This is a genomic window from Alicyclobacillus fructus (assembly GCF_017329605.1).
Classification (GTDB): Bacteria; Bacillota; Bacilli; order Alicyclobacillales; family Alicyclobacillaceae; genus Alicyclobacillus; species Alicyclobacillus fructus.
In genome coordinates this window covers 15,834-29,724 of record NZ_JAFMTY010000006.1, presented here as the reverse complement: position 1 = coordinate 29,724, position 13,891 = coordinate 15,834, and the positions used below count along the sequence as shown (strand labels likewise).

Annotated in this window: 15 protein-coding genes; 14 read left to right on the top strand and 1 reads right to left on the bottom strand. The window is 61.5% G+C overall.

The window, feature by feature from the left end:
• The first annotated feature begins 19 nt into the window (after positions 1-19).
• Positions 20-598: a hypothetical protein gene (locus J3481_RS04270; protein ID WP_206830737.1), complete on the top strand. Its 579-nt coding sequence runs from the start codon at positions 20-22 to the stop codon at positions 596-598.
• A 34-nt stretch (positions 599-632) separates the two neighbouring features.
• Here the strand turns inward: J3481_RS04270 and J3481_RS04265 are convergent, their stop codons facing one another.
• Positions 633-983 carry a hypothetical protein gene (locus tag J3481_RS04265; RefSeq protein WP_206830736.1) on the bottom strand — a complete coding sequence of 117 codons (351 nt, stop codon included), beginning with the start codon at positions 981-983 and terminating at the stop codon, positions 633-635.
• A 157-nt stretch (positions 984-1,140) separates the two neighbouring features.
• On the opposite strand from J3481_RS04265, the gene J3481_RS04260 reads away from it, so the two are divergent.
• The 13 genes from J3481_RS04260 to cotE all read left to right on the top strand — a co-directional run bounded on the left by J3481_RS04260 (position 1,141) and on the right by cotE (position 13,871).
• Positions 1,141-2,169, top strand: a complete 1,029-nt coding sequence (locus J3481_RS04260) for a hypothetical protein (RefSeq protein ID WP_328702035.1) — start codon at positions 1,141-1,143, stop codon at positions 2,167-2,169.
• Positions 2,170-2,193: 24 nt separating this feature from the next.
• Entirely contained in the window at positions 2,194-2,964 is a 771-nt protein-coding gene (locus J3481_RS04255; RefSeq protein ID WP_206830734.1) for a DUF3388 domain-containing protein, read from the top strand.
• Positions 2,965-2,993: 29 nt separating this feature from the next.
• Complete coding sequence (locus J3481_RS04250; protein ID WP_206830733.1) at positions 2,994-3,932, top strand: helix-turn-helix domain-containing protein; 939 nt, start codon at positions 2,994-2,996, stop codon at positions 3,930-3,932.
• Positions 3,933-3,977: 45 nt separating this feature from the next.
• Positions 3,978-4,472, top strand: a complete 495-nt coding sequence (locus J3481_RS04245) for a YajQ family cyclic di-GMP-binding protein (RefSeq protein WP_206830732.1) — start codon at positions 3,978-3,980, stop codon at positions 4,470-4,472.
• Between the two features lie 42 nt (positions 4,473-4,514).
• Positions 4,515-5,096, top strand: a complete 582-nt coding sequence (pgsA, locus tag J3481_RS04240) for a CDP-diacylglycerol--glycerol-3-phosphate 3-phosphatidyltransferase (protein ID WP_206830731.1) — start codon at positions 4,515-4,517, stop codon at positions 5,094-5,096.
• Between the two features lie 13 nt (positions 5,097-5,109).
• Complete coding sequence (locus J3481_RS04235) at positions 5,110-6,423, top strand: competence/damage-inducible protein A (RefSeq protein ID WP_206830730.1); 1,314 nt, start codon at positions 5,110-5,112, stop codon at positions 6,421-6,423.
• 4 nt (positions 6,424-6,427) lie between these two features.
• Positions 6,428-8,008 carry a DEAD/DEAH box helicase gene (locus J3481_RS04230; protein ID WP_206830729.1) on the top strand — a complete coding sequence of 527 codons (1,581 nt, stop codon included), beginning with the start codon at positions 6,428-6,430 and terminating at the stop codon, positions 8,006-8,008.
• Between the two features lie 227 nt (positions 8,009-8,235).
• Positions 8,236-9,294, top strand: coding sequence for a recombinase RecA (gene recA / locus J3481_RS04225; RefSeq protein WP_206830728.1), 1,059 nt, complete (start codon positions 8,236-8,238; stop codon positions 9,292-9,294).
• Positions 9,260-9,973 (top strand): regulatory protein RecX, encoded by a 714-nt coding sequence (locus J3481_RS04220; protein ID WP_236011152.1) that lies wholly within the window; start codon positions 9,260-9,262, stop codon positions 9,971-9,973. Before recA ends, J3481_RS04220 begins: the two co-directional genes overlap by 35 nt.
• A 131-nt stretch (positions 9,974-10,104) precedes the next feature.
• Positions 10,105-11,652: a ribonuclease Y gene (rny, locus tag J3481_RS04215; protein WP_206830726.1), complete on the top strand. Its 1,548-nt coding sequence runs from the start codon at positions 10,105-10,107 to the stop codon at positions 11,650-11,652.
• A gap of 172 nt (positions 11,653-11,824) precedes the next feature.
• On the top strand, positions 11,825-12,085 hold the full coding sequence (locus J3481_RS04210) for a stage V sporulation protein S (protein ID WP_008340016.1): 261 nt from the start codon (positions 11,825-11,827) through the stop codon (positions 12,083-12,085).
• Positions 12,086-12,110: 25 nt separating this feature from the next.
• A complete protein-coding gene (locus tag J3481_RS04205) occupies positions 12,111-13,058 on the top strand; it encodes a dipeptidase (RefSeq protein WP_206830833.1) in 948 nt (315 codons plus the stop codon).
• A gap of 276 nt (positions 13,059-13,334) precedes the next feature.
• Positions 13,335-13,871 carry an outer spore coat protein CotE gene (gene cotE, locus J3481_RS04200; protein WP_206830725.1) on the top strand — a complete coding sequence of 179 codons (537 nt, stop codon included), beginning with the start codon at positions 13,335-13,337 and terminating at the stop codon, positions 13,869-13,871.
• Positions 13,872-13,891: the final 20 nt, after the last annotated feature.

Here is a 13,891-nt window from a genome sequence, read left to right as displayed (position 1 = left end):
CGCAAGGAGAGGACGACGGGTGGCACGCCAGAAATCGTCGATGGCTCTCATGGCTGTAGCCTTTCTCGCGGTTTGTGGGTACATGGGTTTGCAACACGCGCTTTCGCAGAAGGAACTTGCCCGCGTGAGCGCCGGCGCGGGGCAGCGGGCGGTCGCGTCCGTGGCCGATGCTGCGTTATCCAATGCCGCGATCGACACGATAGCGGCGAGCCTGGCCGACGTCCCGGGCCTGTACGATCTCGCTGTCTTGCCCGATGGCCGCGGAGACGGCCAGTATGTGGTTTCGGCCATGGTGGAGGTCGAGGCGGGGACGGGCGGCGTGCCCAGTCCGACCGCTGCTTTTCGCGACATGCGCGCCGACACCGATGCCTATCTGGGCGATTTGTACATGTTGAACGAGCCCATTGCGGAGGCGGAGGTTACGTTCACGGAGGGCGGAAATATCGTGGGGACCGCAGGCCTCGGGAAGGAAGCTTACGAGCATTTGGCCGCTCGGGCGGCGGGTGAGGACCTGGCGGACGCTATGCAGAGTTCGCCTCAAGACGACAGCGGAGTGGAGGACGCCTGCTGGATTGAACTGAAACCCTTGGCGAACTGAGGATGGCCGAGATGCGGAACGACAAAAGGGACGCCTATGGGCGTCCCTTTTGTCGGCTTGCGCCGTCGATAAACCGCTGCGTGACGGAGATCTGCTCTCGACGAAACGAACGCATCAGCGCACGAACCACGGGCTCGTGGCCGGTTCTGAGCAGCGCATCCACGATGGTCTGCAGCGTGAAGTTCTCGTCGAGCGATTCGCGCACGTGCGGGTGGTCGTCCAAATGGTCGAGCCAGCTCTCGTCGTAGTACTTCCCGCGCTGTTCGCGGTATGCCTCTTCGTATAGATCGTAAATATCAAACGGCGCGTCGATCTGCTCCAAGTAAAAGTCGAGCTGATACAACGCCTTCGCAACGGACACGTGGTCTCCGTTCAGATCCCCCACGGCTCCATCATCCTTTCGTATACCCTTATCATGTAAGAGAGAAGCCTGAAAGGCAAGAGTGGAGATCGCACTTGAGTGAGACAACCCCAGATGGAAGGTTTACAATAGGATGAAGCCAAGTCTGCGGGAGTTCGTACAAAGGAGTTGGGTGCCAATCGTGAAAAGACAGTGGGGGATCGCCATGGCGACTTGCGCCGCCGCGGCCGGTGTCGCGGGCTGTGGCGCTCCTGATCTCGCGGCCTTGCGCCCGACAGTCGACAAGCCTGCGGTGCTTGTGGAAATCCTGGGTTCTCCTCCGTTTGCACCGTCCGCTTCCGAATTGGCAACCGCGGGCGCCACTTCGGTCGACGTGATGCACGTTCCGACGAGCGCGTGGCGTTCGAAGGCGGAAGCGGTGCTGTCCAAGGGCCACCTGACAGGCGTGATGTTGGTCTGCGACGACGCAAGCGCCGTCGCTTCGGGCGTCGATGAACTCGCGTCGGCGAATCCTTCGGTGCGATTCGCCGTGGTCAGCGACGATCCCGCCCCTCTGTCGACCTCGGACAACGTGGCGGAAATCGCTCAGGATCCCGTCGGCATCGCGTACAGCATCGGCGCGCTGTGCGGCGAATGGATGACGGCGGTGACGTCTGCTTCGACAAACGCGTCGGTGTACGGCGGCGCGCCGACGCTCGTGTACGTTCCACGTGGTGCGAACGCCACTGAACAAAAGGCTTTCTTTGCGGGTCTGTATCAGGCGAACGCCGAGGTTCGAGTGATGGCGTTGCCGGAGGCCGGATCGCAGAATCTGGCGAGCTACGGGTATGCGGTGGAGCTTGGGGCCATCGGAGGGAGCGCGCCGCCTGCGGAGATGCAGATGTTGCGCGGCGTGGCGCCGAACTGGGTTTGTTTCGGGTCGGCCGGCGCGTCCGGGTGTGCGATTGCGCCGGGCCATCTCGCTCAAAGCGAAGTGCTGCGGGCGTTCCGTTGGCTGGTCTCTTCGAGCTCGTGGCAGCCCGGAGAACACCTTGTGCTCGATCTGTCGTCCATCGCCCTGGACGACAAGCAGGTGCCGGCTTCCGTGCTGACGGCGTGGGCAGGGCTTCAGGTGCGAGCGGAGGCACAATCGCAACAGGCGAATGCCCTCTTCGCGGCGTTGCCTGACACCGTGCGGTCGTACCTCGAGAACACGTTTCATCTGTCCTAGGATGTGGAGAAAGGTTGAGACGGCGTGGCCGAATACTATTTCCAGTATCATATACGCCGGGATCGCCCCGGTTTGTTGGGAGACATCGCCTCGTTGCTTGGCATGCTCGGGGTCAACATCGTACAATTATCAGGAGTGTCGGAGTATGGAAGGGGATTCCTGATCGACGTGGATCGCCCGGATATCCTCGACGTCCTGAGGACGATGTTGGAGTCCATGGAGGACATCGAGGTGACGGCGCTGAGAGAGCCGACGTTGCGGGATCGATTGGCGCTTCGCCATGGGCGATTTATCGAACGAAGCGACACAGAGAAACGCACGTACCGGTTTGTTCGCGACGAACTGGGTGTCTTGGTCGACTTTTTGGGCGAGATCCTGAAGCGGCCGGGGCGGCAGGTCATCGGGGTGCGAGGACAGCCGCGTGTCGGCAAGACGGAGGCGGTGGTGGCGGCGAGCGTGTACGCAAACAAGCGGTGGCTGTTTGTCTCCTCCACCCTTCTGAAACAGACCATCATGCGCGAACTGCCTTCCGCCACGTTTCGAGCCGAGCCGTTCGTCTACATCATCGATGGAGCCGTCTCGGTGATGCGGGGCGGCGAAGAGCACATGCGATGCGTGGATGAGATCCTGCGCATGAAAGCGCCGGTCGTGATCGAGCATCCGGACATTTTCGTGCGGCGAACCCGTTACACATGGGACTTGTTCGACATGCTGATCGAATTGCGCCGAGATCCGCAGGAAGAAATTCGCTATGATATGTTCGAAGACGAAGCGACCGCGTGGGCTCAGGAATAGATACGTCACTGGACAAGGGAGGGCGACGCGTGCACGAGCAGTTGGGCCAAATTCTGCGCGCCAGGCGCGAATCGCTCGGACTCACCGTCGAAGATATTGAAGAGCGGACGAAAATCCGCAAGCGCTACATCGAGGCGCTGGAGGCGGGACAGTGGGACGTGCTTCCCGGCCGCGTGTATGCGCGTGGCTTTGTGCGGAGTTATGCCGAGGTTTTGGGTCTCGATGGAAGTGAGCTCTTGGAAAAGTACGTGGACGGCGGCGAGGACGTGGGATCGCCGCAGGGAGCGCGAAGCGAGCAATCGCCTTTGACCTCGGACAGCCGGATCTCGGATCGCAAACCGGCGGCCAGGATGGTGGAGCCGAGGTCTCTCAACGAGATGGAGCGAACCAGATCCCGGGCTTCGGAACGCTCTGGATCTGCGCGGCGGGAAGTGTACGACCGGCCCGTTCGCTCGGTCGGATCCTGGGTGGGACAAGGGCTTCTCATCGTCGGCGCTCTGGTGGTGGTTGGCGGGTTGTACGTCCTGCTTCATCATCACGCGCACGGGGCGCACGAGACGAACACCACCACGTCGAGTCCGCCAAAGACGCACGCAACCCAGCCTTCCGGCCAGCGGGTGACGACGTCGAAGCCGCCATCAAAGCCAGCCAGCCAGGCGCAATCGGTGGCGGTGGTGGCCCTGCCGTATGCCAATGGCATGTATACGTACAAGGTGCTTCACGCTGCAAACCTCCGCGTGGTGGTGTCGGTGAATTCAGGTGAGCTGTGGTTCAGCGCGACCGCGGACGGGCAGGCTGTGGCGCCGAACGTCATCCTCAATCAAGGCCAGTCGAAGACGTTTTCGGCGCAAAACAGCGTGACGTTCCATCTGGGTCACGTCCAGGGCGTGTCCATCACGGTCGATGGACAGCCTGTGCAGTTGCCGAATATCACGTGGGCGCCCGTCGTCGTGATCGAACGAGGGTGACGAGGAAGAAGGTTCAGCGTAGACTGGTGGTAGAGGAGCGGGAGTATGGCCAAAGAGGCGTCGTTCGACATTGTTTCGAAGGTGGACCTGCAGGAGGTGTCCAACGCGGTTCAGCAGGCTCGCCGGGAGATCGAGACGAGGTTTGACTTCAAGGGATCGAAGAGCGAGATTCGCCTGGAAGGCGAGAAGCTGACGTTGATTTCGGACGACGAGTACAAGCTCGAACAGCTCATGGATGTCTTGAAGACCAAGCTTGTCAAGCGGAACGTATCGCTCAAGGCGCTGCGGCCTGGCAAGGTGGAACCTGCGGCGGGGGGCACGGTGCGGCAGGTGGTGGAACTTGTGAACGGCCTCGACGCGGACCACGCCAAGCAGATCACCAAACTCATTAAGGACTCCAAGATCAAGGTGCAGGCGCAGATTCAGGGGGATCAAATCCGCGTCTCCGGCAAGAGCCGCGACGACCTGCAGGCCGTGATTCAGATGCTGCGGAACGCGGACTTGGACGTTCCGCTGCAATTTACGAACTACCGTTCGTGACTGGCGACCAGTGTGCGAATCGGATAAGAGGGGCGTGGGCCGTTGAATCTGGCGAATCGGATTACGCTGGCCAGAATTCTGCTGGTGCCTGTCGTCTGCGTGATCTTGTTGGTGCCATTTCACGTCGGTTCTGTGACGTTCCACGGACAGACCACGACGTTGAACGAGGTTCTGGCTGCGCTCGTCTTTATCGCGGCGGCAGCCACGGACGCGCTCGACGGCCGGATCGCGCGGAAAAGAAAGATGATCACCAACTTCGGCAAATTTCTCGATCCGCTCGCGGATAAGCTGTTGGTCTCGGCGGTGCTGATCATTCTGGTGCAGATGCAGCGGATGCCGGCCTGGGTCGCCATTGTGATCGTGAGCCGCGAGTTCGCGGTGACAGGGCTTCGCCTGATTGCGGCTGGCGACGGCGTCGTGGTGGCGGCGAGCCAGTGGGGCAAGTGGAAGACGACCGCGCAGATGGTCGGCATTGTTCTCTTGATGCTGAATAATTTCCCTTTTTCGGTGATCAATGTGCCGATCGCGCAGGTCATGATCTATGTGATGGTCGTCATGACCGTCGTGTCGGCGATCGACTACTTTCTGAAAAACCGAGAGATGATCTTGTCGCGCGCCTCTTGACGCGCTTGTCAGGATGGGGATGGTGGCGTTGGCCGTGGCAGAGACGTGCCGGGCTGAGTTGATTGCGGTGGGCACAGAAATCGTGATAGGGCAGATCCACAACGGGCATGCGCGGGAGATTTCGCAGGAACTTGCGAAGCACGGAATGTACGTGTACTATCACAGTGCGGTGGGAGACAACGAGGCGCGGATTATCGAGACGTTCTCCATAGCGGCTCGGCGGTCGAACGTCGTGATCGCCACGGGAGGACTGGGCCCGACGCAGGATGACTTGACGAAGGAAGCGCTGGCGAAGTTTCTGGGCAGGCGGCTGTTGCTTTCCCAGGAAGCGCTCGCGGAAGTCGAGGCCTATTTCAAACGAAGAGGCAGGCCCATGCCGGAGCAGAATCGGAAGCAGGCCCTCGTCATTGAAGGCGGAGAATGGCTTCCGAATCCAAACGGGACCGCACCGGGACAGTATGTGTTCGACAACGGCGTGCACTACTTTCTTCTTCCGGGTCCGCCCCTCGAAATGCGTCCTATGCTGCAAAATTACGTGATTCCTCGCCTGGTTGACCACTTTGGCGGCACACGCAAGTTGGTTTCCCGGATTCTCCATTTCTGCGGCATCGGCGAGTCGGATGTGGATGCGAGCATCGCCGATCTGACATGCAAGGACAACCCGACCGTGGCTCCGTACGCCGGCGAGGGCGAGATGGTTCTTCGGATCACGGCGTCTGGCCCGACGGAAGAGGCGTGTCTGGAGCTCATTCGCCCGGTGGAAGACGAGTTGCGCAGGCGATTCGGGCCGTACATCTACGGCGTGGACGACGATTCGCTGGCGTCGGTCGTATTGAGGCGGCTCGCCGAGCGTGGATCGACGTTGGCTGTCGCGGAAAGCTGCACCGGAGGCATGCTGGCCGAGATGATCACGGATGTGCCGGGCAGTTCGGCCGCATTTCTCGGCGGCGTGATCGCGTACGACAACCGGGTGAAGGAGTCGATGGTCGGCGTGCGGCCCGAGACCTTGGCGCGGTACGGAGCCGTGTCGGAACAGACGGCGCGAGAACTCGCGGAAGGCGTGCGAGCGAGGCTTGGCGCGACGTACGGCATCGGGGTGACGGGTATCGCGGGACCTGGAGGCGGTACGCCGGAAAAGCCGGTGGGCCTCGTGTACGTGGGCGTGGCAGGACCTCGCGGTTCGCGCGTCTACGAACTTCGGCTTCGCGGCTCGCGTGCGCAGATTCGGATTCGAAGCTGCAAACAGGCGCTCTGGCGACTGTGGCAGGAGTTGAATGGAGATTCTGATGTGGGAAGAGACAAGACAGGCAGAGGAGAGAAAGGTTGAGAGTATGTCATCTTTCGAGTCTTTTGGTTTGAACCGCCGCGTGTTGCAGGCGATTCACGATATGGGGTTTGAGGAGCCGTCGCCGATTCAGGCGGCTTGTATTCCCGTCGTGCTCGAGGGCCGGGACGTGATCGGCCAAGCCCAGACGGGCACGGGCAAGACGGCCGCGTTTGGCATCCCGCTCGTGGAACGGGTGTCGACCGAACCGCACGTGCAGGCCATCGTGCTCACGCCGACGCGCGAGCTGGCGATTCAGGTGGCCGGTGAGATCCGCAAGATCGCGAAGTACAAGCGGGTTCGGTCCGTACCGATTTACGGAGGTCAGTCCATTGTCCACCAGATCCGGGCGCTCAAGCAGGGGGTGCAGATCGTGATCGGCACCCCGGGACGCGTGCTCGATCACATTCACCGCGGCACCTTGTCGCTCAACAGCGTGCGCATGGTGGTGCTCGACGAAGCCGACGAGATGCTGGACATGGGCTTTATTGACGACATCGAGGCCATTTTGCGCGAGACGCCGACCGATCGGCAGACGATGCTGTTTTCGGCCACCTTCCCGAACGAGGTGAAGCGGCTTGCGCTTCGCTACATGCGGGACCCGCAGCACATCACGGTCAACCGCGGCGAGGTGACGGTGCCGCAGATCGACCAGGTGTGCTACAAGGTGCTGGAACGCAATAAGCTGGACAGCCTGTGCCGCATTGTGGACAGCGAAGACATTCAACTTGGCATCATCTTCTGCCGCACGAAGCGCGGCGTGGACGATCTCGTCGAGGCGCTGCTCGCGCGCGGGTATCTCGCCGACGGGTTGCATGGCGACCTGAGCCAGGCTCAGCGCGATCGCGTCATGCGGAAGTTCCGCAAGAACGAGATCGAGCTGCTGGTCGCGACGGACGTCGCCGCTCGCGGCCTGGACGTCGACGACGTGACGCACGTGATCAATTACGACGTTCCGCAGGACCCCGAGTCGTACGTGCACCGCATCGGCCGCACTGGGCGCGCGGGCAAGCGCGGGCTCGCCATCACGCTGGTGACACCGCGCGAATACAAGTTGCTGAAGCAGATTGAGCGCGAAATCAAGCAGAAGATTACCGTCCGCGAAGTGCCGTCCCTCGAGGACGTCGCGGAGCGGCAGGCGGAGATGTGGAGGAGCAAAATCGTCGACGTGATCCGCGAGGGTGGCCTCGCCCCCTATCGCGCGATTCTGAGTGGTCTCGTCGATGAACACGATCCCATCGACATCGCTTCCGCTCTGTTGAAGCTCGCTTCGTCCGGGGACGGCAGCCGCAGCGAGTCCGACGAATACGATTTTGGCGACACGGGCGCACGCCCCGGAATGGTGCGGTTTTTCGTCAACGTCGGCCGCACGGCCCGGATGAGCCCGCAGGACTTCGTCCGCGCCATTTCCGAAGAGGCTGGCGTGCCGGGTGACGCCGTTGGGCGCATCGATATGTTCGAGAAGTTCACCTTCATTGAGGTCGAAGAGGAGAGCGCGCCGTTCGTTTACGAGGCGCTCCGCCAGAGCCGCATCAACGGCACGCGGGTGAACCTGGAGCCCGCGAAGCCGCGTTCTTCGCGCCGCTGACGCGGAAGGCGCGATATCGGAGCCGGACAGCATCGACTGGCCGGCTCTTGTCGCGCTTGGGACAGATGTTCGTTCATGGATGCGAACATTTGTTTGCTTTTTTCTCGGAAACGTGTACAATCTGATCGAAGGATTCCTGCACGCGTTCTCGAATACCTTCGATGTTCGAGCGCCGCGCGGCATGCGCTCGCGCAGCGCGTTTCCGAGATCTTGAAGGATGGTGGGTCATGGGAGACAAAAAGGCGGCTTTGGAACAAGCCTTGAGGCAGATTGAGAAACAATTCGGCAAGGGTTCCATCATGCGGCTCGGCGAGGCCGCGGCGATGACGGTGGAGACCGTCCCGACCGGATCCATCGCGCTCGACATCGCGCTCGGGGTCGGCGGACTTCCGCGCGGCCGTATCGTGGAGATTTACGGGCCGGAGTCGTCCGGCAAGACCACGGTGGCGCTGCATGTTGTCGCTGAGGTTCAGAAATTGGGGGGGCAGGCGGCGTTCATCGACGCTGAACACGCTCTGGACCCTGTCTATGCGCAGAAGCTTGGCGTGAACATCGATGAACTTCTCATTTCTCAGCCCGACACGGGGGAACAGGCGCTGGAAATTGCGGAAGCTCTCGTGCGAAGCGGCGCCGTGGACGTGATCGTGGTCGATTCCGTCGCGGCTTTGGTTCCCAAAAACGAACTCGAGGGCGACATGGGCGACTCGCACGTGGGCCTGCAGGCGCGGCTGATGTCGCAGGCCTTGCGCAAGCTGGCGGGCGCCATCAGCAAATCCAAGACCATTGCCATTTTCATCAACCAAATTCGCGAAAAAGTCGGTGTCATGTTCGGCAATCCCGAAACGACAACCGGCGGCCGCGCGCTGAAATTCTACGCTTCCGTTCGGCTCGAGGTCCGTCGCGTCGAGGCCATCAAACAGGGCAATGACGTGGTGGGATCGCGGACGCGGATCAAAGTGGTCAAGAACAAGGTGGCGCCGCCTTTCCGCCAATGCGACGTGGACATCATGTTTGGAGAGGGAATTTCCCGCGAAGGCAGCTTGATCGACATCGCCACGGAGATCGATGTCGTCCAGAAGAGTGGCGCCTGGTACTCCTTCGGCGAGGAGCGGCTCGGACAGGGGCGAGAGAACGCCAAGCAATTCCTGAAGGAACATCCGGAAATCGCCGAGCAGATTGAGTCCGCGGTTCGCGAATACTTCCATGTGAATCCGGCGAAGCCGCTGGTCGCCGCTGCTGCGGAGGATGCGGATGATGACGCATTCGACGAATTGGACGCCTTCTGATGAGGAAGCGATTGTCCTCGTCCGCCGCAGCGAGGCCACCGGTAAATGGCGGCCCTTCCTCTGCGTCGAATTCGAAGGCGCGCCGTCGCTCTATTTGACGCCCGAGGACTGGGTGGATTGCGGCCTCAAGATGGGGATGAGGATGTCGCCGGGGCAGTACGCCGAAATCGCATCGAGAGCACGGGTGTCGCAAGCGTTTCGCGAAGCGCTGAGGTTGCTCGAAGTCCGGCCGCGTTTCGAAGGCGAGTTGAGGCGGGCGTTGGCGCGAAAAGGCTGGGAGCCTGAGATCGTCGATGGGGCGCTGGCTCGGTTGCGGGACAAAGGCCTGGTGGACGATGAAACGCTCGTGCGCGATCGCGTTGAAGCTTGGACCGGCGCGCGAAGCCGGCGCGAAATGCGCGCCAAGCTGAGGGCGCGAGGAGCCCCCGCCGCGTTGGTGGAACAATCGCTTGCGGCGTGCGTGGATGACGAGCGCGAGAAGGAGGCCGCGTTGAGGGTGGCGGAAAAGTACCTGCGGCGCACAGCAGGCCGCCAGACCGACGTGCCCCAAGCGGACGCGGTTGAGCGTCGGGCGCTGGCGCATCTGGTGCGAAAGGGATTTTCGCCTGGTGTGGCGCGGCAGGCGGTGCGGCGCGCCGTCGAGCGCCTCGCGGCTGACTCGGGCGGCGAATGGGCTTAATCGCCTTTTCTTGACACCGTTTTGAAACAACACGTAGAATAAAAGTGCGTATCACCTACGGCCTCTAGCTCGAAGACGTCATGGTTCGGTTTCGAACAGGTGATCGTCGACCGGAGCAAGGAGGCGCCTCATTGGAAGTCGCAGTCTGGCTGTTGATTGTGGTTTCGCTTGTCTGTTTGGGAATTGGTTTAGGTGTGGGGTACGTGGTCCGGCGCATGGTCGCCGAGGCCAAGATTGGCGCCGCGGAAGCGCGCGCGTTGGAAATCATAGAGGCCGCGCAGCGGGACGTCGAGGCTCGCCGCAAGGAAGCGGTGCTGGAGGCCAAGGAAGAGGCTCACCGCATTCGGCAGGAGGCCGAGAAGGAGCTGCGCGAACGACGCAACGAGATTCAGCGAATGGAGCGCCGCATCCTGCAAAAGGAGGAGGCGCTCGATAAGAAGCTCGAAGTTCTGGAGCAGAAGACCGAGGAGCTCCGCCGGGAAGAAATGGCCATTCAGGCGCTGAAGGAGGAGGCCGAGGCTCTGCGCCAAGAACAGGTCCGGGAACTTGAGCGGATTTCCGGTTTGACGCGGGAGAGCGCTCGGCAGCTCATCCTCGAACAAGTCGAGCGCGAGACCCGCCATGATGCGGCGCTGTTGGTCAAGCAGATTGAGCAGGAGGCGAAGCGAGAGGCAGACCGCAGGGCGAGGGACATTGTCGCCAATGCCATCCAGCGGTGCGCCGCGGATCACGCCTCCGAGATCACCGTGACGGTGGTCAATCTGCCGAACGACGAGATGAAGGGGCGCATCATCGGGCGGGAAGGGCGCAATATCCGAACCCTGGAGTCGCTCACGGGTGTGGACCTGATTATTGACGACACGCCGGAAGCCGTCATCCTGTCTGGTTTCGATCCCATTCGCCGCGAGATCGCGAAAATCGCGCTCGAACGGCTGGTGGCCGATGGGCGCATTCACCCTGCGCGCATCGAGGAAATGGTCGAGCGGGCGCGGCGCGAAATCGAAGACGTGATCCGCGAGCAGGGCGAGCAGGCGACGTTCGACGCGAATGTGCACGGCCTGCATCCGGATCTGGTGAAACTTCTTGGTCGGCTGCGTTTCCGCACCAGTTACGGTCAAAACGTCCTGAAACATTCTATCGAGGTGGCGCACCTCGCGGGAATGATGGCTTCCGAGCTCGGCTTGGACGCTGCCCTTGCGCGCCGAGGGGGACTGTTGCACGACATCGGGAAGGCGGTCACGCACGAGGTGGAGGGATCCCATGTGGAGATCGGCGTCGATCTCGCACGCCGGTACAAGGAGCATCCCGTCGTGATCAACTGCATCGCCGCACACCACGGCGATGTGGAGTTCACGTCGCCTATCTCGGTGATTGTCGCGGCAGCCGATGCCATTTCGGCCGCTCGCCCTGGTGCGCGGCGTGAGACACTCGAGGTGTACATGAAACGCCTGGAAAAACTCGAACACATCGCGGATTCGTTTGCAGGTGTCGAAAAGAGCTATGCCATTCAGGCGGGTCGCGAGATCCGCATTATCGTAAAACCTGAATTGGTCGACGATGCTGAGTCTGCGCTGGTTGCGAAGGAGATCTCGAAGAAGATCGAGAATGAACTCGACTATCCCGGCCAGATCAAAGTGACGGTAATTCGAGAAACTAGAGCCGTTGAATACGCAAAATAGGGCAGCCGAGCGCTGGCCCTATTTTTATTCATCTGGGAACACGGCGAATTCGCGGCGCGTGCGCGCGATTCGCCGCCCGCCGAGAACCTCCCCTGTCCGTTGGCATAATGGGATTGGAGGCGAATATCGTATAGTGTCCTACTGCCGACGGAACAGAGGAGGTCATTTCACCGTGGATGTGTTAAAAGTCTCGGCAAAGTCGAATCCCAATTCAGTCGCGGGCGCCTTGGCGGGGGTCGTGCGCGAGCAAGGTTCGGCAGAAATTCAGGCCATTGGAGCAGGGGCGCTGAACCAGGCCGTGAAGGCAGTTGCCATTGCGCGAGGGTTTGTCGCTCCGAGCGGCATCGACCTGATCTGTGTGCCCGCCTTTACCGACATCAAAATTGACGGCGAAGACCGAACCGCCATTCGCCTGCTCGTAGAGCCTCGTTGAGAAAGGATGACGAACGGTGGCGCGAATGCTTGTGGCCGATGCGCATGTCGATGTTTTGATGAAGCTGGCGGAGGGCCGCGTCGGTTTTTTGGACGACACGCCGGAACTTCGGGCGAATTATCACTCTCTGCGCGAGGGCGGTGTCGCCACACAAGTGTTCGCGCTGTACGTCGATCCGTCCCTTGATTCGTACACGCAATTGGCGGTGGTTTTGAGACAAATCGATGCATTCTACCAACAGATCGCCGTCCTGGCGGATGTGCGGGCGGTGCGTTCGAAGGAGGAACTGCGAGCCGCCCGCCAGCAGGGTCAGATGGCGGCCATTCTATCCCTCGAAGGCGGCGGCTGTCTGCGCGGCAGTGTCGAGATCCTCCGCGTGCTCCATCGACTTGGCGTCCGCGGCGTGGGGTTGACCTGGAACGACGCCAATGAGCTCGCCGACGGCTGCGGCGAACTGCGCGGCGCAGGGCTGACGCGCGCTGGGCGCGATGTGCTCCGGGAGATGCAGCACTTGTCGATGTGGATCGATCTCGCCCATCTGCACGACGCCGGCGTGCGCGACATTCTGCGACTCACGGACGGGCCCGTCATGGCGTCGCATGCCAATGCGCGAGCGGTTCATCCGCACCGCCGGAATTTGACGGACGACGTGATTCGCGAGATCATTCGCCGAGACGGTTGGCTGGGGCTGACCTTTCAGCCTTCCTTTGTTGCGCCCGATCCCGTCGGGATCGAAGACGTGTTCCGCCACCTGGATCACGTGCTCGATCTGGGTGGACACCGTCACGTGGGCTTCGGGTCGGACTTCGACGGCACGTCGGCGGACATCCCTGGATTGGCTGCGAGCCGCGATTATCGCGAGTTCGCGGAGCGACTCCGCGATCGGTACGGCGAAGAGCTCGCGCGGGCCTTCCTCTTTGGAAACTTTGAAGCCTTCCTCATGCGCCAGTTGCCGGCGACCTCGCCGTGTTGACCAGACGCGCCGCCGAAAGGCGGCTTTTTTGATCGCGACAGTCCATGGCCACTCCGCTTCGAGTCGCCCCTTGACCCCTCTTCCGTGGGCCATCGCCCAATTTTTCCACACCACCCTCTGCCGCGGCGCACCTCCATTCGCCCATGCATACGATGTGCTGTGAGCGCGACTGGGCAGAAGCCTTCGGGCATTTCGCCCGCCTGGCTCCTTGCCTCGCAATCGGTTCGATCCCTGCGAGCGCAGGTCCGCTCGATTCTGCACAGAGGAGGTAGCCGCATGGTGCTGTCCAGCAAAGACCTCAGCTACCGGGAAATCATGGCCAACGCAGTGTGCGGGCGCGGGAACAAGTATTCTCAAACCACCTACACGGTTCGCCCGGCGCACCGCCCGAGCACGATCGGGGGCTGCTGGGTCATGAACCACGTGTACGAGGCGGAGTTGGTTGGCGACTACGTGGAGGTCCGGGGCCGGTTCGATATCAATGTATGGTACTCGTACAATGGCAACACCGACACGGCCATCGCCAAAGAGACCGTCACGTACACGGAACAGATCGCCCTGCGCGACATCGACGACGCATGCGTCCGAGACAGCCGCGAGGTCCGCGTGAACGTCGTTCAGAGCCCCAATTGCCTTGACGCCACGCTTACGGGCAACGGTTCCGAGGTTTTGGTGCGCGTCGAGAAAGAGCTCGGCGTCGAAGTCATCGGTCAAACGAAGCTGTGTGTCGTGACCGTCGATCTCGCGGAGAAGAAGGACGTGGACTTCTTCGAAGAGGAAAGCCAGGTCGAGGAAGTCGAGATCGAAGACTGAAGAAGCGAGCTCGTTCGAGG

Excerpts from the sequence above, each read along its gene's own strand:
- cotE (WP_206830725.1), top strand. The coding sequence starts at position 13,335 with ATGGTGCTGTCCAGCAAAGACCTCAGCTACCGGGAAATCATGGCCAAC.
- J3481_RS04245 (WP_206830732.1), top strand. The coding sequence starts at position 3,978 with ATGGCCAAAGAGGCGTCGTTCGACATTGTTTCGAAGGTGGACCTGCAG.
- J3481_RS04205 (WP_206830833.1), top strand. The coding sequence starts at position 12,111 with ATGCTTGTGGCCGATGCGCATGTCGATGTTTTGATGAAGCTGGCGGAG.
- J3481_RS04220 (WP_236011152.1), top strand. The coding sequence starts at position 9,260 with ATGATGACGCATTCGACGAATTGGACGCCTTCTGATGAGGAAGCGATT.
- J3481_RS04235 (WP_206830730.1), top strand. The coding sequence starts at position 5,110 with ATGGGGATGGTGGCGTTGGCCGTGGCAGAGACGTGCCGGGCTGAGTTG.
- recA (WP_206830728.1), top strand. The coding sequence starts at position 8,236 with ATGGGAGACAAAAAGGCGGCTTTGGAACAAGCCTTGAGGCAGATTGAG.
- J3481_RS04230 (WP_206830729.1), top strand. The coding sequence starts at position 6,428 with ATGTCATCTTTCGAGTCTTTTGGTTTGAACCGCCGCGTGTTGCAGGCG.